Source organism: Streptomyces sp. NPDC056231 (assembly GCF_048270745.1).
Lineage (GTDB): Bacteria > Actinomycetota > Actinomycetes > Streptomycetales > Streptomycetaceae > Streptomyces.
The window spans coordinates 131949-149332 of the sequence record NZ_JBLVKW010000006.1 but is presented as its reverse complement, the minus strand read 5'-3'; the positions used below and the strand labels follow the sequence as shown (position 1 = coordinate 149332).

Here is a 17384-nt window from a genome sequence, read left to right as displayed (position 1 = left end):
TCAAGCTCCCTTCGCAGCCTGGAACAACTCCGCCCGCGGGTCCTCCCCCGCGGTCGCCTTCCGGTAGGCCTCCAGCGCGTCCTGGGCGTCGGAGGTGAGGCCCGTGGGGACCGCCACCTCGACGGTGACCAGGAGGTCGCCCCGGGTGCCGTCCTTGCGTACGGCGCCCTTGCCGCGGGCGCGCATCGTACGCCCATTGGGGGTGCCGGGCGGAAGTTTCAGGGTGACGGGCGGTCCGCCGAGCGTCGGGACCTTCACCTCGCCGCCGAGCGCCGCCTCCACGAAGGTGACGGGCACGGTGACCGTGAGGTTGTCGCCCTTGCGGCCGAAGACGGGGTGGGCGTCGACATGGACGACGACGTACAGATCGCCGGCCGGTCCGCCGCGCTCGCCCGGGGCACCCTTGCCCCGCAGCCGGATCCGCTGGCTGTCGGAGACGCCCGCCGGGATCCTGACCTGCATGGTGCGCGACGAACGCGCCCGCCCGCTGCCCTTGCAGACATCGCACGGGTCCTGGGCGATGAGGCCCCGGCCCTTGCACTCCACGCAGGGATCGGTGAGCGAGAAACCGCCGCCACTGCCGCGCGACACCTGTCCGGTGCCGACACAGGTCGGGCAGACCCTCGGGGTGCCGTTCTTGTCGCCGGTGCCCGAACACGCCTTGCAGGGCGCCTGGCTGGACATCCGCAGCGGGACCGTGGCCCCGTCGACCGCCTCGGTGAAGCTGAGCGTCACCTCGGACTCGATGTCCTGCCCGCGGCGCGGCTGCACGCGTGTCCCCGTACCGCCGCCCCGGTTGAACAGCCCGCCGAAGACATCGCCCAGACCGCCACCGCCGCCGAATCCGCCGGGGCCGCCGGGACCTCCGCCCTGCGTGCCTCCGAAGAGGTCACCCAGGTCGAAGTTGAAGTTGCCTCCCGCGCCACCGGGACCGGCCCGGAAGCCGCCGTTGCCGAAGAGGGCGCGTGCCTCGTCGTACTCCTTGCGCTTCTTGGCGTCGCCGAGGATGTCATTGGCCTCGGAGATCTCCTTGAAGCGCTCCTCCGCCTTGTTGTCGCCCTTGTTCGCGTCCGGGTGGAACTCGCGGGCGAGCTTCCGGTACGACTTCTTGATCTCGGCTTCGGTGGCGTCCTTGGGGACGCCGAGGACCTTGTAGTAGTCCTTCTCGACGAAGTCCTTCGTGCTCATCGACGTCCCTCCTTCCGGACGATCGGCCGGGCGACCGGCCCGCGGGCCGGTCGCCTTACCGGGCGGTGGGCCCCGCGGTGGTCGGACGAAATGTCAGACCTCCTCGGTGCCACCGCTCTCCTCGTCGTCTGTCTTCTCTTCCTTTGCCGCCGTGGGGCTCGCGCCCGGCTGCGGCTCGGCCACCGCCACCCGTGCGGGGCGGATGGTGCGCTCGCCGATGCGATACCCCGGCTGCAGGATCGCCACGCAGGTCGTCTCGGTGACGTCCGGCGCGTACGAGTGCATCAGGGCTTCGTGGATCGTCGGGTCGAAGGGCTCACCCTCCTTGCCGAACTGCTGCAGGCCCAGCTTGGCGACGACCGTCTCCAGCGATTCGGCCACCGACTTGAACCCGCCCACGAGCTCGCCGTGATCCCTGGCGCGGCCGACATCGTCGAGCACGGGCAGGAGTTCGCTCAGGAGACCCGCAACGGCGATCTCCTTGACCGTGACCCGGTCCCGCTCCACGCGGCGGCGGTAGTTCTGGTACTCGGCCTGGAGCCGCTGGAGGTCGCCGGTGCGCTCGGTGAGCGCACTGCGTGCCTGGTCCAGCTGCGCCGTCAGACCAGCGGTCTGGTTCACGTCCCCGGCCGGGGCCGCCTCCTCCTCCGTGGAAGAGGCGGCAGCCTTCGGATCGGCGTCGTCAGAGGTGGCGCCGGAGGGAACGTCGGGCTTCTCCTCGAAGCCCGGAGTCTCCTCGGTCACGCCGCACCGCCCTTGGCGTCCTTCTCGTCGTCCACGATCTCGGCGTCGACGACATCGTCATCGGCCCTGGCCTGCTCGGCGCCCGGCTGGCCTTCGGCCTGCGGGCCGCCCTCGGCCTGCGCGTTGGCGTACATCGCCTGGCCCAGCTTCTGGGAGACGGCCGCGACCTTCTCGGTGGCGGTACGGATCTCGGCGGTGTCCTCGCCCTTGAGCTTCTCCTTCAGCTCGGTGAGCGCGGTCTCCACCTCCGTCTTCACGTCGCCGGGAACCTTGTCCTCGTTGTCCTTGAGGAACTTCTCCGTCTGGTAGACGAGCTGCTCGCCCTGGTTGCGGGACTCGGCGGCCTCGCGGCGGCGGTGGTCCTCCTCCGCGTACTGCTCGGCCTCCTCACGCATCCGGTTGACCTCGTCCTTCGGCAGCGAGGAGCCGCCGGTGACGGTCATCTTCTGCTCCTTGCCGGTGCCGAGGTCCTTGGCGGCGACGTGCATGATGCCGTTGGCGTCGATGTCGAACGCGACCTCGATCTGCGGGACACCACGCGGGGCCGGCGGCAGACCGGTCAGCTCGAACATGCCGAGCTTCTTGTTGTACGCCGCGATCTCGCGCTCGCCCTGGTAGACCTGGATCTGGACGGACGGCTGGTTGTCCTCGGCCGTCGTGAAGATCTCGGACCGCTTGGTCGGGATCGTCGTGTTGCGCTCGATGAGCTTCGTCATGATGCCGCCCTTGGTCTCGATACCGAGAGACAGCGGGGTGACATCGAGCAGCAGGACGTCCTTGACCTCACCCTTGAGGACACCGGCCTGGAGCGAGGCTCCGATGGCGACGACCTCGTCCGGGTTCACGCCCTTGTTGGCCTCCTGGCCACCGGTGAGCTCCTTGACGAGCTCGGCGACGGCCGGCATACGGGTCGAGCCACCGACGAGAACGACGTGGTCGATCTCGGAGAGCTGGATGCCCGCGTCCTTGATGACGTTGTGGAACGGGTTCTTGCAGCGGTCCAGGAGGTCCGCGGTGAGCTGCTGGAACTGAGCGCGCGTGAGCTTCTCGTCCAGGTGCAGCGGGCCCTCGGCGGACGCCGTGATGTACGGCAGGTTGATCGTGGTCTCCGTCGAGGAGGACAGCTCGATCTTCGCCTTCTCCGCGGCCTCGCGGAGACGCTGGAGAGCCATCTTGTCCTTGGACAGGTCCACACCGTGACCGTTGGCGAACTGCTTCACCAGGTAGTCGACGACGCGCTGGTCCCAGTCGTCACCACCGAGGTGGTTGTCACCGTTGGTGGCCTTCACCTCGACGACGCCGTCACCGATCTCCAGGAGGGACACGTCGAAGGTGCCGCCACCGAGGTCGAAGACGAGGATCGTCTGGTCGTCCTTGTCGAGCCCGTACGCCAGCGCGGCGGCGGTCGGCTCGTTGACGATGCGCAGGACGTTCAGGCCCGCGATCTCGCCGGCCTCCTTCGTCGCCTGACGCTCGGAGTCGTTGAAGTACGCCGGAACGGTGATCACCGCGTCGGTGACCTTCTCGCCCAGGTACGCCTCGGCGTCGCGCTTCAGCTTCTGCAGGATGAAGGCGCTCATCTGCTGCGGGTTGAAGCTCTTGCCGTCGAGGTCGATCTTCCAGTCGGTGCCCATGTGGCGCTTGACCGACCGGATGGTCCTGTCGACGTTGGTCACCGCCTGACGCTTGGCGACCTCGCCCACCAGAACCTCGCCGTTCTTCGCGAAGGCGACGACGGACGGCGTGGTCCTGGCGCCTTCGGCGTTGGTGATGACGGTGGGCTCGCCGCCTTCGAGAACGCTGACGACGGAGTTAGTCGTGCCCAGGTCGATGCCGACCGCACGTGCCATTTCAATTCCTCCAACTGACTACTTGAGTGGATCTGGCTCAAGGATGCACGAGAGGAGCTTCGGAGTCAACAGAGCTGAGTCGAGTCGACTCAACTATCGTGCACACATCCCACGCCACCTGCACTTCATCGGACGACACCGGGCCGCCGAGCGGGCCGCATACCCGGTCCAACATCGTCACGTGGGATCGTTCTGTTACAAAATGGCGAGAGCAGCACAAAACAGGCACTAGATCCGTCCGAGCCAGGCAGGTGTGAACGATGCGGATGCGCACGCGGATGCGGACGCGGTCACACGCGTGGCCCGGACCGAGGTCGCGCATGACAGCCAAGCGCGCACTGGATCTCGTCCTCGGCTCAGCCCTGCTGGCCCTGACCGCTCCCCTGCTCGCCGCCGCAGCCCTCACCCTCGCCGTACGACGCCCCCCGGGCTGCGTACTGACCCGCTCCACCCGGATCGGACTGGCCGGCCACCCCTTCGCCCTGCGCTCCCTGGGTACCCGTCGGCTGCGCCTGGACGCGCTGTCCCGGCTGCCCCACGTCGTACGGGGAGATCTCTCGCTCGTCGGACCGGAACCGCTCACCCCTGACCACGAACGGGCGGACACCCCGAACGAGACCGGCGCCCGGCACTGGCGGCAGGAACTGAGACCCGGCCTCACCGGCTTGGCCCAGGTCCGCTCCCGCTCCACAATGCCCTGGGACGAACCCACCCTGCTCGACCAGCACTACGCCGAGCACCACTGGCTGGGACTCGACCTGGCCATCCTCGCGGAAGCCGTGTACACGCCACTCCGCGCCACCCTCCGCGGGCTCACCCACCGCGGGAAGGCGCACCTGAGCGACACAGATCACCGGCGGCGCGGCTACAGCGCGGCGGAATAAGTGGATAGTGTCAGCACAGACTGATTAAGTTACTGCTTAGTACGCACTGGATCCCACCCTCGCAGGCCCGAGGAGCCCCCAAATGCAACTCGCCGCGATCATCGTGTCGCTGGTTCTGACCGTGGTCGGCGTTGCGCTCTTTTTCCGAGCCTTCGCGCAGATCTACCGGTTCGTCAAGCTCGGACAGCCGGTACCGGCGGGCAGCCGAACGGACAACCCCAAGGCCCGAACGACCACCCTGGTCAGGGAGTTCCTCGGCCACAGCCGGATGAACCGGTGGGGCATCGTCGGCTTCGCCCACTGGTTCGTCGCCATCGGCTTCCTGACGCTGCCGCCGACGCTGGCCCAGGCATACGGCCAGCTCTTCCGGGCCGACTACACCCTCCCGGTCCTCGGCGGATTCCTGCCGTTCGAGATGTACACCGAGTTCATCGGCCTGATGACGACGGTGGGCATCGCTGTCCTGATGGTGATCCGGCTGCTCTCGCTCCCCTCCCGGGCCGGCCGCAAGTCGCGCTTCACGGGCTCCAAGGCCTGGCAGGCGTACTTCGTCGAGTACGTCATCCTCACCATCGGCCTGGCGATCCTGACCCTGCGCGGTCTCGAGGGCGCGATCCACCATGTCGAGAGCTATGACGCGGCGTACTTCGTCTCGTACCCGCTGGTGCTCGCGTTCAAGGGCCTGAGCCTCACCACGCTGCAGAACCTCATCTACTTCACCGCGATGGTCAAGATCAGCGTCTCGCTGATCTGGATGATCACGGTCTCGCTGAACACCAACATGGGTGTCGCCTGGCACCGCTTCCTCGGCTTCCCGAACATCTGGTTCAAGCGCAACGCGACCGGTGAGAGCGCGCTGGGCGCGCTGCAGCCCATGACCTCCGGCGGCAAGCCGATCGACTTCGAGGACCCGGGCGAGGACGACGTCTTCGGCGTCTCCCAGGTCGAGCAGTTCTCCTGGAAGGGCATCCTCGACTTCTCCACGTGCACCGAGTGCGGTCGCTGCCAGTCGCAGTGCCCCGCCTGGAACACGGGCAAGCCGCTCTCGCCGAAGCTCCTGATCATGTCGCTGCGCGACCACGCGCACGCCAAGGCCCCGTACCTGCTCGCCGGTGGCGGCAAGGACATGGAGGGCAACGAGAAGGCGACCGAGGAGCAGCTGAAGGACGTACCGGCGGCCGCTCTCGCGGAGGCCGAGCGGCCGCTGATCGGCACCGTCGAAGAGAACGGCGTCATCGACCCGGACGTGCTCTGGTCCTGCACCACCTGCGGTGCGTGCGTGGAGCAGTGCCCGGTCGACATCGAGCACATCGACCACATCGTCGACATGCGCCGCTACCAGGTCATGATCGAGTCCGCGTTCCCGTCCGAGGCGGGCACGATGCTCAAGAACCTGGAGAAGAAGGGCAACCCCTGGGGGCTGGCCAAGAAGCAGCGCGTCGAGTGGACGAAGGAAGTCGACTTCGAGGTCCCGATCGTCGGCAAGGACGTCGAGGACCTGTCGGAGATCGACTACCTCTACTGGGTCGGCTGCGCGGGCGCTCTCGAGGACCGCGCCAAGAAGACCACCAAGGCTTTCGCGGAGCTGCTCCACATCGCGGGCGTGAAGTTCGCGATCATGGGCGGCGACGAGAAGTGCACGGGTGACTCGGCCCGCCGCCTGGGCAACGAGCCGCTGTTCCAGCAGCTCGGCCAGGAGAACGTCGCGATGCTGAACATGGCGTTCGGTGAGGACGACGACGATGAGGCGACGAAGAAGCCGAAGTCGTCGAAGAAGATCGTCGCGACCTGCCCGCACTGCTTCAACACCATCGCGAACGAGTACCCGCAGCTCGGCGGCGAGTACGAGGTCATCCACCACACGCAGTTGCTCCAGCACCTCATCGACGAGGGCAAGCTGATCCCGGTGACGCCGGTCGAGGGTCTGATCACGTACCACGACCCCTGCTACCTGGGCCGTCACAACAAGATCTACACGCCCCCGCGCGAGATCATCGCGAAGGTGCCGGGTCTGCGGAACGAGGAGATGCACCGTCACAAGGAGCGCGGCTTCTGCTGTGGCGCCGGTGGTGCCCGGATGTGGATGGAGGAGCGGATCGGCAAGCGCATCAACAACGAGCGCGTCGAGGAAGCCCTCTCCCTCAACCCGGACATCGTCTCCACCGCCTGTCCGTTCTGCCTCGTCATGCTGACCGACTCGGTCAACGGCAAGAAGAACGACGGCCAGGCCAAGGAGTCGGTCCAGGTGGTCGACGTCTCGCAGCTGCTGCTGGACTCGGTGAAGACCCCGTCGGACCCGGCCGGCGAGCCGGAGGCGGCAGACGCTCCGGAGCCCGAGCCGGTGAAGTAGCCGGTCTCAGCGGTACAGAAGCGGTCGGACCTGCCTCGGGGGCAGGACCGGCCGCTTCTGCTGTCGGGCGGACCGGCGCCCGCCACCGAACCGGTCCTGTTTCCCGTACAGCAGACCCGGGTTCCGCGCCCACCGGCCAGCCCCCCAGGGTCCCCCTAGGGGATGTCACAGCTCGGCCGCAAAGGGGGCCGGGTTCCCCGGCTCTCCCACCGCACACACGCGGACCAGGTACGTTCGATGACGTGGCTGGATTCAGGATCGGACGCGGCCGGGACAACCGCACCCCTCGACAAGGGCAACAACAACCGCAGCAGCCGTACGGCAGGCAGGCACCACCGCCGCCGTACGGACAGCAGCCATGGCCGCCGGCGGGAGGCAACGGCGCCCCGTACGGAGCCCGGCATCCCGGGGGGAACCAGGGCTACAGCGGCGCACACGGCGAACCCGAATACTTCGGCGACCCGTACCACCAGCCCCACCAGGGTGACCCGTACGCCAACAACCCGGGTCACACCCAGGCGTTCAGCATCAACGAGGACCCGTACAGCAACGGCAGCACCTACCACGCCGGCCAGACACCCGCCCAGCCCGCCGGCCCCCGCCTGCACTGGCAGCAGCTGCTGAGCGGCATCGTGCTGCGCCCCGGACCGACGTTCTGGCAGATGCGCGACTACGCCGTCTGGGGCCCGGCCCTCATCGTCACGTTCCTCTACGGCCTGCTGGCGCTCTTCGGCTTCGACCAGGCCCGCGACGACGCCATCCACGCAACGATATCCACCGCCGTCCCGTACGTCCTCCTCACGGGCGTCGGCTTCGTCATCGGCGGTCTGGTCCTCGGCGCGGTCACCCACACACTCGCCCGCCAGCTCGGCGGCGACGGCGCCTGGCAGCCGACCGTGGGCCTCTCCATGCTGATCATGTCGATCACGGACGCCCCACGACTGATCTTCGCCCTCTTCCTCGGCGGCGAGAACTCCCTGGTCCAGCTGCTCGGCTGGATGACCTGGCTGGCCGCGGCCGCACTGTTCACCTCCATGGTGAGCAAGTCGCACGACCTGCCGTGGCCGAAGGCGCTGGGTGCGTCCGCGATCCAGCTCATCGCGCTGCTGTCGATCATCAAGCTGGGCACGATCTGACGACCGCCCCCCACGACCATGCAGGGACCCCCGGCACATGGCACCGGGGGTCCTTTGCTGTCACGGACCGGACCTGACCGGGCTCAGGCGTCGAGAACCTGCCCGCGGAGTGGCCGGTGACGACGATCAACCGGCGAGGGTACGCAGATGCGACCCCATCGCCCTCGGCGTGCGACGAGCCGACGTGCGGCGCACCCTATGAGGACGAAAGCCTCGAGAATCCTCGTACCTTTCCGGGTTCTTCGTAGCGCGCTGCCGCTCCGATGCCCCCTGGGCCGCGGGCCCCGCATGGGGTGGCAGGCATGCCGACCGACCAGGCGCCTGAGCCACCGCGGCACAGCGCTGGCGAAGGAGGGTCTGTGAACGGCTGCTTCCCGGCCCCGGCGGCGGGGAGCAGTCCGCGACGGTGGCGAGGGCCGGGACGCGCGGCGCTCACCGTGACCGGAGAGAAGGGCTGATCGGTGATGGCGGACGAGAGAGCCGAACGCATCGCGGAGTTCATCGGGCCGCTGCGGGTGAAACCGGGCTCGAAGGTGAACCTGCGCCGGGACTTCGATCCTCGCTACAGGGCCGGCATGAGGAAGCGCGACGGGATCGAGCTGCTGCGGACCGGGGTGTCCCTGCTGGCGGAGTACCAGGAACGGCTGGCCGCCCAGAACACGTACGGCGTACTGCTCTGTCTCCAGGCGCTCGACGCCGGGGGCAAGGACGGGACGATCCGCCACGTCATGAGCGGAGTCAACCCCCAGGGCGTGCGGGTCAGCAGTTTCAAGGTGCCCTCCACCGAGGAACTCGACCACGACTACCTGTGGCGTTACGCCTGTCGGCTGCCCGGGCGCGGAGAGATCGGCATCTTCAACCGCTCGCACTACGAGGAGGTCCTCGTCGTGCGGGTGCACCCCGAGAACCTCGTCCGGCAGAAGCTGCCGGACGAAGCCGGTGGGCCGGGGCTATGGGACCGCCGCTACCGGGAGATCAACAACTGGGAGCGCTACCTCACGGACAACGGGTTCAAGGTGGTGAAGATCTTCCTGAACCTCTCCAAGGAGGAGCAGCGCATCCGCTTCATGAAGCGGATCGACCTGCCGGAGAGGAACTGGAAGTTCTCCGCGGCCGACGTCAGGGAGCGGCGCAGGTGGGACGACTACCAGCACGCGTTCTCCGAGATGCTGTCGGCGACGAGTACGAAGTGGGCGCCCTGGTACGTCGTGCCGGCGGACCGGAAGTGGTTCGCGCGGATATGCGCGGCGGCGGTGCTCGCGCACACCCTGATGGACATCGATCCCCAGTACCCCGAAGTGGGGAAGCAGGCCCGGAAGGATCTGCTCGCGGCCAAGAGGGAGCTGGAGCACGAGGCCCCTGCGGGGGCCCCGGCCGACCCGTACGCCTCCCGGCATCCGACGGCTGACCGGGCCGCGGACGGAAACGACACCCCGGCGGCCGACGGGCGCGCGTCCGGCACCGGGCGGCCGACCAAGAAGAAGCGCGGCTAGGGCGTGTTTCGAAAGTCCCGCCTGCCAGGCCGGACCACATCGGAGGCACAACGATGACGGTGCAGTCAGACGCCGGGGGAGAGCGGCCCAGGGCATCGGAGGACGGCTGGTACGCGCGTTCTCCCGAGGAGGTCCTGGCGGCGCTCGGGGTGGATCCGGAGGTCGGTCTCTCCGCGGCACGGGCCGCCGAACTCGTCGCCGTTCACGGCCCGAACGCACTGCCCGAGGAGAAGCGGACTCCGGCCTGGCTCCGGTTCCTCAGGCAGTACCGCAGCTACATGCAGCTCGTCCTCGTGGCCGCGGCGGTCGTCTCGCTGCTCATCAGGGAGTGGAGCACCGCGATCCTGCTGTTCGTGCTGACGCTGCTCAACGCGGTCGTGGGCCTGCGCCAGGAGGGCAAGGCCGAGAGCGCGATGAACGCGCTGAAGTCGATGATGAAGGCGACGGCCCGGGTGCGCAGGGACGGGACGGAGTCGGAGATCCCCGCCGAACGGCTCGTCGTCGGCGACATCGTGCTCATCGCCGCAGGCGACCAGGTGCCGGCGGACGGGCGCATCATCGAGGCCAACGCCCTGCAGATCGACGAGTCGGCGCTCACCGGCGAGAGCGTTCCCGCCGCGAAGAACTCCGGCACGCTGCCGGCCGGCCTGCCGGGACCGGGTGACCAGACCGACATGGCGTTCATGAACACCCCGGTCACCCACGGGAGCGGCGTACTCGTCGTCACCGCGACCGGCGCCGGCACCGAGCTCGGCAGGATCTCCGGGATGCTGTCGGCCACCGAGAGGGAGGAGCCGCCGCTCACCAAGGAACTCAACACCCTCACGCTGTGGATCACGGGGGCAGCGGGCCTGACCATGATCGTGATGTTCGCCCTGGGCCGTGAGCGGGGAGAGGCCTGGGACGTGCTGTTCGTCAGCGCGGTCTCGCTGGCCATCGCCGCCATCCCCGAAGCCCTGCCGACCGTGACCCAGGCGATTCTGTCCGTCGGCAGCCTCAGCCTGGCCAGGCGGAACGCCATCGTGAAGGAACTGCCCTCGGTCGAGACCCTGGCGTTCACCTCGGCGATCAACTCGGACAAGACCGGCACCCTGACGATGAACCAGATGACCGTCGTCGAAGTGGTGAGTCCCACCGACCGGTACACCGTCTCGGGCACGGGCTACGGACTCGAGGGGAAGATCCACCATGGCGCGGGTTCCTCCGTGGGCATCGAGGACGCGATCCTGCCGTACGTGGTGGCCTGCGACGCGAAGCTGGTGGACGGCCAAGTGGTGGGCGATCCCACCGAGGGCGCGCTGCTGGTGCTCGCGCACAAGGCAGGGCTGGACATCGACGCCACGAGAGACGGCCTTCCCCGGCTCGCCACGCTGCCGTTCGACCCCGGCTACAAGCTGATGGCCACCTTCAACTCGGCGGTCGACGCCACTGGGCGGCAGGTGGTCCGATGCTTCGTCAAGGGCGCGGCCCCGGCGGTGATGGCGCGGGCCAGCACCGCACTCGCGGCGGGCAGGACCATCCCCTGGGACGCCGAACTGCTCCGGCACGCCGAGGCGCGGACCGAACGCATGGGCGGCGAGGGGCGCCGGGTGATGGCCGCGGCCACCCGCGATCTGGACCCGGACGGCTTCGATCCGGACGGCGACCTGCTCGCGTACGTCACCGAGCTGCGGATGACCAGTCTCGTCGGCATGGTCGATCCTCCCCGTGCGGAGTCCAGGGCCGCTGTGGCCGACGCCCAGGCGGCGAACATCCGGGTCCGCATGGTGACCGGCGACGACGTCACCACCGGGGCGGCGATCGCCCGGCAGCTCGGCATCCCTGGCGAGGCCGTCCTCGGCGCCGAGTTCGCCGCCATGACCGAGGACGAGCAGCTCGCCCGCATCGACGGCATCGGCGTGGTGGGGCGGGTCGCGCCGGAGCACAAGGTACTGCTCGCCAACACGCTGAAGAAGCAGGGTGATGTCGTGGCGATGACCGGGGACGGCGTCAACGACGCACCCGCCATCAAGGCCGCCGACATCGGTATCGCCATGGGCAGCGGCACGGACGTGGCGAAGAGCGCCGGACGCATGATCCTCTCCGACGACAACTTCGCCACCATCGTCTTCGCCGTGGAGCAGGGCCGGAAGATCTACGACAATCTCACCAAGTACATCCGGTTCGTGCTCCTGCTGCTCGTCACCTTCGTCCTGACGTTCCTCGGGGCCACCGTCTTCAACATCGCCGCCGGCGAACCCTTCACGCCGCCGCAGGTCCTGTGGATCCACTTCGTCGTCAACGCGTCCTTCGGCTTCGCGCTCGGCTTCGACCAGGAGAGCCCCGGACTCATGCGTCGCAGGCCGCGTCCGCGCGGGGAATCGGTGCTCACCCGGCCCGTACTGGTCACGGTCGGGCTCGGCGGACTGGCGATCACTGTCGTCCTGCTCGGACTGATCAAGCTCGGCGTGGCCCACTTCGACAGCGTCGAGACCGGTCAGTCGATCGCGTTCACCGCCTTCGCGCTCTGTCTGATCGTGGCCGCCTTCGAATGCCGCAGCGAGACGGACTCGGTGCTGAGGACGTCCACCTTCGACAGCAAGCAGATGAACTGGGTGGCACTGGCCCAGTTCGTGCTCGCGGTGCTGGTGACCCAGCTGGACGGCTTCCGCCGCATCCTCGGGACGACCGAGATCAACGCGCTGCAGTTCGGCTGGGCACTGCTGGCCGCGGTCGCGCTCCTGGTCCTGTGGGAACTGGGCAAGTTCCTCGCTCGCCGGTCGGGGGTCACCGGGAACGGTGACGGCGACAAGCACCCGGCCGACGGGATCTCTGGCCAGGACGCTTCGGTTGCCGTGCGGCCGGCAGCCGGGCGGCCGGAGCGGGGCCAGGGTGTCGGCACCGGTCCTCGGGCCGTGCGTGAGCGGGCCGCGAACGCTCCGGACGATCAGGCATCCGGCACGTAACAGCCACCCAGAGGGTTCACCGGGTTACACCCTGCGCCGAGCGCTCACGAGGAGCTGACCGCCGCCGCGGCAGTTACAGTGCTTCCCTGGACGGCGTGACGGGCTCGCCCGGCTTACGCACCGGAGGCAGGACGCTCCACGGGAAATTGATCCAGCGATCGGTCCTCTTCCACACGTACTCACACTTCACGAGCGAGTGCGGCTTCTCGTAGATGACCGCGCTGCGCACCTCGGCGACGTGCTCGATACAGAAGTCGCGCACCAGCTTCAGCGTCTTGCCGGTGTCCGCCACGTCGTCGGCGATCAGGACCTTCTTGTTCGAGAAATCGATGGCGTTGGGAACGGGCGCCAGCATCACCGGCATTTCCAACGTGGTGCCCACGCCGGTATAGAACTCGACATTCACCAGATGAATGTTCTTGCAGTCCAGCGCATACGCCAGACCGCCGGCGACGAAGACCCCGCCCCGCGCGATGCTCAGCACCACATCCGGCTCGTAGCCATCGTCGGCCACGGCCTGCGCCAGCTCACGCACGGCATGGCCGAACCCGTCGTACGTCAGATTCTCTCGTGCGTCAGTCATGGTCCGGCCTCACACCTGGGTTCGGTGGAAATTCATGAACGAACGCGAAGCTGTCGGCCCGCGCTGCCCCTGGTAGCGCGAACCGTACCGCTCGGAGCCGTACGGGAACTCCGACGGCGAACTCAGCCGGAACATGCACAGCTGGCCGATCTTCATGCCCGGCCACAGCTTTATCGGCAGCGTCGCAAGATTCGACAGCTCCAGCGTCACATGCCCGGAGAACCCGGGATCGATGAACCCGGCCGTCGAATGCGTCACGAGCCCGAGCCGCCCGAGCGAACTCTTGCCCTCCAGCCGCGACGCAAGATCGTCGGGCAGCGAAATGACCTCGTACGTCGAGGCAAGCACGAACTCGCCGGGGTGGAGGATGAACGCCTCGTCCCCGTCCGGCTCGACCGTGCGCGTCAGGTCCGCCTGCTCGACGGCTGGGTCGATATGCGGATAACGGTGGTTCTCGAACACCCGGAAGTAGCGGTCGAGCCGCACGTCGATGCTCGATGGCTGCACCATCGACGGGTCGTACGGATCAATGCGGACCCGCCCGGCGTCGATCTCGGCCCGGATGTCCTTGTCTGAGAGAAGCACGCCCCCGAGGATACGCAGAACGCGCGAGACCGCCCCAACCGGACTGTCCCGCGCGCTCCGTCATGATCGCCTGCCGCAGCTCCTGCCGCCGGCTTCTACCGCCGCTCGAACTCCACCGGAACTGCCTGTCGCAACCGGGCACATCGCGGACAACGGATAAGCCGCCCGGGACCGATCCGACCGGCCCCGAGCTGCTGCATCGGGAACGAAGCGGTAGCGAAAATGTGCCCTTCGGCACAGCGGACGACGGTGCGCTCCATGGAGTCCATCAAGCCCTTTCCCCAACAACCCTTGGACGAGAACGCCACATTAGGGGATGAACAGGACGCCACTCCAGGCGGCACTCCGACGGCGTACGCTACGCCCTCAACTCCCGCCCGCAGCAACCGCATCCACCGCTGAGGCATGACGCAAAGGCCCCCGGTTCGTACACCGGGGGCCTGCCATGGGGTAGAGTGTGGGACGATGCATCGCTGATCATTCAGCGCGCTACGCGGGTGTAGTTTAATGGTAGAACATGAGCTTCCCAAGCTCAGAGCGCGAGTTCGATTCTCGTCACCCGCTCCATGACGAAGGCCCAGGTCAGTGACCTGGGCCTTGTTTGTTGTCTAGACCTCTTCGACCTCTCCGTGCCCTCGGCGTGCCCCAACTCGCCGGAGTTCCCTGCTCGGAGGGCGCGCGACGCACCACTTGCACCACCTGCCCGCCGGGCCTTCTCAAATCACGAGACCCATTTCACGTGACCTGCGACACACGCCAGTCACGTCGCGCGAATTCGCTCCTACAAAACCGCCGTCGAATGGGCCCCGCTGGGCGCGGCCCACAATCGACCGCTCGGCGAGTGAGTCCGCGAGAAGCGGCGCATCCTGTGGTGGTGGCGCTCGTTGCTCCGGGACATGAAGAAGATCATCATGCTCGCTGCCCTGCCGCTCGCGATCGTCGGCATGGCGGCCCCGGCGCACGCCGACAACGACCGCGACTTCGGCAGCGGCGTCAACGCCGCCAACAACTGGAACTTCACCGAGTCCGTAGCGTGCCTGCAGGAAGTCGCCGCCGTGCCTGGTATCGGTGATTGGGTCGGTGACCACACCAACAACTGCAGCAACGGCAGCGTGATCAACCACGCCCTGGGAGGCTGAGAAACTGCGGGTGCCCCGCGCAGTCAGCGACGGCGGGGGGCCTGCACGAGACACCTGCCGCGTCTGGGCGGAGACTTGCCGGAGGCGGTATCTGGGGACACCGACCCCTGCCCATGCCAGATGCATGCTCATGACTCCCCTGGTCGGAGGTCATCATGCTCATCGGCCACACCGCGGACACCGGCGCCCTTCGGGCCGGGGCGCCGTCGTCGGCACCGCAGCTATCCGGCGCCGACACCGCGAACCCCGGTACCGGCCGACCGCAGTCAGGTCGCGGGAGGAGGCCCCGTTTGAGCAGGGGACTATGCATGCCAACTGTTCTGACCGGGTGGGACATGCCGCCTCTGGCGTAATCGACTCGTTGGGCCGGTTGGCGGTGTCAGGCTGTACGGGTTGATCACTGTCGTGCGAGGAGCCCTGTGCGTATGGGGCGTGTGAACGTTCTTTCGAGCGGATCGCCGTTGACTGCCCGCTGAATCCGAGTATGTCGGGGTGTGCGTCGGGTCGGGGGCACCGTGAGCCGGAATATGTGGCTGGGGTGCTGAAGGCGTCGGCGCCTAGAGGGACGGAGAAGCTGCTCCCCATCCAGGATGGCACCGCTTCGTACCGGCTCCACACAACCGACCGCCCACTGAATTCCCATGCCGCGACACGAAGGGATGCAAGCACCGATGTCCGAAGGCAGGCGAAAGCCGAGCAAGTTCGGGGTGGACCGGTCGGAGGGGTTTGGTGAGCGGTTGCTGGGTGTGCTGCTGGACCGGACTCACGAGATGCCGCCGCAGTTGATCGCCCCGCTCGTTGCGGAAGAGGTGGCCAGGGTCGGTGGCCGGGACCTCTCGATCCTCTTGCAGGACTACGAACAAATGCTGCTGGTGCCGCTGCCGGGCAGGCGGCTGACGGTCGGTGACCCCGAACCGGTCGAGGGCTCACCCGCCGGCAAGGCGTTCCTGAGCCGCAAAACGGTAGAGGTACCGCAGGACGGCACCGTGCGGATGTATCTGCCACTGCTGGACGGCAGTGACCAGGTCGGGGCGATGGCCGTCACCCTGGACAGCGTCGATGACGACGACCGACGGTTGCTGCGCAGACTCGCCGGTTTGGTCGCCGACATGATCGTCACCAAGGACGCCTACACCGACCTGTTCTTCCAGGCCCGACGCAGCGCCCCGATGAGCGTGGCCGCGGAGATCCAGTGGTCGTTGCTGCCCCCGCTGTCGATGACTGTTCCGCAGGTTGAGGTGGCCGGAATCCTGGAGCCCGCGTACGACGTGGCCGGCGACAGTTTCGACTACGCCCTCAACGGCGACATCCTTCATGTGGCCATGATCGACGCGATGGGCCACGGCCTGGACGCGGCGACCATGGCGACGGTAGCCATCGGCGCCTATCGCCACACGCGAAGGGCCAACACCGATCTGTCCCACGTGTACGCGTTCATGGACAAGGCCATCAATGAGCAGTTCGGCCCCGACCACTTTGTCACCGCACAGATGATGTGTCTGAACATCGCCACAGGCTGGCTGCAATGGGTCAACGCCGGGCACCCGGCACCGCTGCTGATCCGTGACCGCGCCGTGGTGGACAGGCTGGAGAGCCCAACCACATTGCCGGTCGGCTTCGGCGGTGACCAGCCGGAAGTCAGCGAGCGGATGCTGCAACCCGGGGACCGGTTGCTGTGCTTCACCGACGGCCTGATCGAGGAGCACCAAGCCGGCGGGGAACAGTTCGGTGAGGCGCAACTCATCGAGTGCACCAACCGGATCCTCCGTGACCACACCGCGGTGCGGCCGGTGGTGCGCGCGCTCTCCCACGCTCTGAAACAGGAACGAGGCGACATCACCAGCGACGACGCGACCATCTTCCTCATCGAGTGGCGCGGCGGCGACGCCGATCATCTCGCCACCCTCGATTGAGCCGACTGCCATCGCCGCTACGGAGCCGACGGAGCCGAAGCCCCCGCGGCCCATCTGCCGTTCGCCAAGGCGCCCTCGGCCCGGAGGGCGAAGGCAGCCGTCACCGCCGGAACTGTTGAACCTCCGGACGCCACTTTTGCTTGTCTGCGCTGTGGACTCATCCCAGACGGACATTCGTGACTCAGCGTGCCAACTTCGCAGAAGTTGAGCCAGAGCCCACTCTCGCGCATAAAGCCAGGACGCCCCCTCGGCGGATAATGGATGCGGGGACGTACACCGCCCCTCCTCCTCACAGCCGGCCAGCGATTCGACCTGGAGACGGTGCCCCGTCTGCGTGAGGCACTCGCCGATGCCCGGCATGAGGGCAGTCGGCAGAGCATCCTGGACATCTCCCAAGTCTGCTTCGGGGACTCCTCGTTCCTGCACGAACTACTCGCCGCCCGCTACAGCCACCACCGGCTCGTCCTGGCCGGCCCCATCCCACACGAACTGCGTCAGCGCTTCCTCCTGACCGGAACGCTCCGGCTGTTCACCACCGTCAGGAGCCGCAGAAGCAGCGGCCTCGTCTGAGCCC

13 protein-coding genes and 1 tRNA gene are annotated in these 17384 nt (G+C 67.7%); 9 read left to right on the top strand and 5 right to left on the bottom strand.

Annotation, left to right across the window (positions count from 1 at the left end; all coding sequences use genetic code 11):
- From dnaJ to dnaK, 3 genes are all read right to left on the bottom strand, one after another.
- Positions 1-1188: a molecular chaperone DnaJ gene (gene dnaJ, locus ACNPQM_RS08110; protein WP_358857002.1), complete on the bottom strand. Its 1188-nt coding sequence runs from the start codon at positions 1186-1188 to the stop codon at positions 1-3.
- Positions 1189-1281: 93 nt separating this feature from the next.
- Positions 1282-1932, bottom strand: coding sequence for a nucleotide exchange factor GrpE (gene grpE / locus ACNPQM_RS08105; RefSeq protein ID WP_418083459.1), 651 nt, complete (start codon positions 1930-1932; stop codon positions 1282-1284).
- Entirely contained in the window at positions 1929-3782 is a 1854-nt protein-coding gene (gene dnaK, locus ACNPQM_RS08100; RefSeq protein ID WP_384373318.1) for a molecular chaperone DnaK, read from the bottom strand. Before dnaK ends, grpE begins: the two co-directional genes overlap by 4 nt.
- Before the next feature lie 320 nt (positions 3783-4102).
- On the opposite strand from dnaK, the gene ACNPQM_RS08095 reads away from it, so the two are divergent.
- The 5 genes from ACNPQM_RS08095 (at position 4103) to ACNPQM_RS08075 (ending at position 12590) form a co-directional block, all read left to right on the top strand.
- On the top strand, positions 4103-4666 hold the full coding sequence (locus ACNPQM_RS08095; protein ID WP_418083458.1) for a sugar transferase: 564 nt from the start codon (positions 4103-4105) through the stop codon (positions 4664-4666).
- Between the two features lie 82 nt (positions 4667-4748).
- Positions 4749-7016, top strand: coding sequence for a (Fe-S)-binding protein (locus tag ACNPQM_RS08090; protein ID WP_418083457.1), 2268 nt, complete (start codon positions 4749-4751; stop codon positions 7014-7016).
- A 242-nt stretch (positions 7017-7258) separates the two neighbouring features.
- On the top strand, positions 7259-8152 hold the full coding sequence (locus tag ACNPQM_RS08085) for a Yip1 family protein (RefSeq protein WP_418083456.1): 894 nt from the start codon (positions 7259-7261) through the stop codon (positions 8150-8152).
- A 464-nt stretch (positions 8153-8616) separates the two neighbouring features.
- Positions 8617-9645, top strand: a complete 1029-nt coding sequence (locus ACNPQM_RS08080) for a polyphosphate kinase 2 family protein (protein WP_418083455.1) — start codon at positions 8617-8619, stop codon at positions 9643-9645.
- 53 nt (positions 9646-9698) lie between these two features.
- On the top strand, positions 9699-12590 hold the full coding sequence (locus ACNPQM_RS08075) for a cation-translocating P-type ATPase (RefSeq protein WP_418083454.1): 2892 nt from the start codon (positions 9699-9701) through the stop codon (positions 12588-12590).
- 73 nt (positions 12591-12663) lie between these two features.
- On the opposite strand, the gene ACNPQM_RS08070 is transcribed toward ACNPQM_RS08075, so the two are convergent.
- Both ACNPQM_RS08070 and dcd read right to left on the bottom strand, forming a co-directional pair.
- Positions 12664-13173 carry a phosphoribosyltransferase gene (locus ACNPQM_RS08070; protein WP_358856996.1) on the bottom strand — a complete coding sequence of 170 codons (510 nt, stop codon included), beginning with the start codon at positions 13171-13173 and terminating at the stop codon, positions 12664-12666.
- Between the two features lie 9 nt (positions 13174-13182).
- The gene (gene dcd, locus ACNPQM_RS08065) at positions 13183-13758 is read right to left on the bottom strand and encodes a dCTP deaminase (protein WP_037695496.1); all 576 of its coding nucleotides are present in this window, start codon (positions 13756-13758) and stop codon (positions 13183-13185) included.
- 493 nt (positions 13759-14251) lie between these two features.
- Here dcd and ACNPQM_RS08060 point away from each other — a divergent pair.
- From ACNPQM_RS08060 to ACNPQM_RS08045, 4 genes are all read left to right on the top strand, one after another.
- Positions 14252-14325: transfer RNA gene (locus ACNPQM_RS08060), tRNA-Gly, on the top strand.
- A 329-nt stretch (positions 14326-14654) separates the two neighbouring features.
- Positions 14655-14897 carry a hypothetical protein gene (locus ACNPQM_RS08055; RefSeq protein ID WP_418083453.1) on the top strand — a complete coding sequence of 81 codons (243 nt, stop codon included), beginning with the start codon at positions 14655-14657 and terminating at the stop codon, positions 14895-14897.
- 671 nt (positions 14898-15568) lie between these two features.
- On the top strand, positions 15569-16810 hold the full coding sequence (locus ACNPQM_RS08050; RefSeq protein WP_418083452.1) for a PP2C family protein-serine/threonine phosphatase: 1242 nt from the start codon (positions 15569-15571) through the stop codon (positions 16808-16810).
- A 261-nt stretch (positions 16811-17071) separates the two neighbouring features.
- On the top strand, positions 17072-17380 hold the full coding sequence (locus ACNPQM_RS08045) for an STAS domain-containing protein (RefSeq protein WP_418083451.1): 309 nt from the start codon (positions 17072-17074) through the stop codon (positions 17378-17380).
- Positions 17381-17384: the final 4 nt, after the last annotated feature.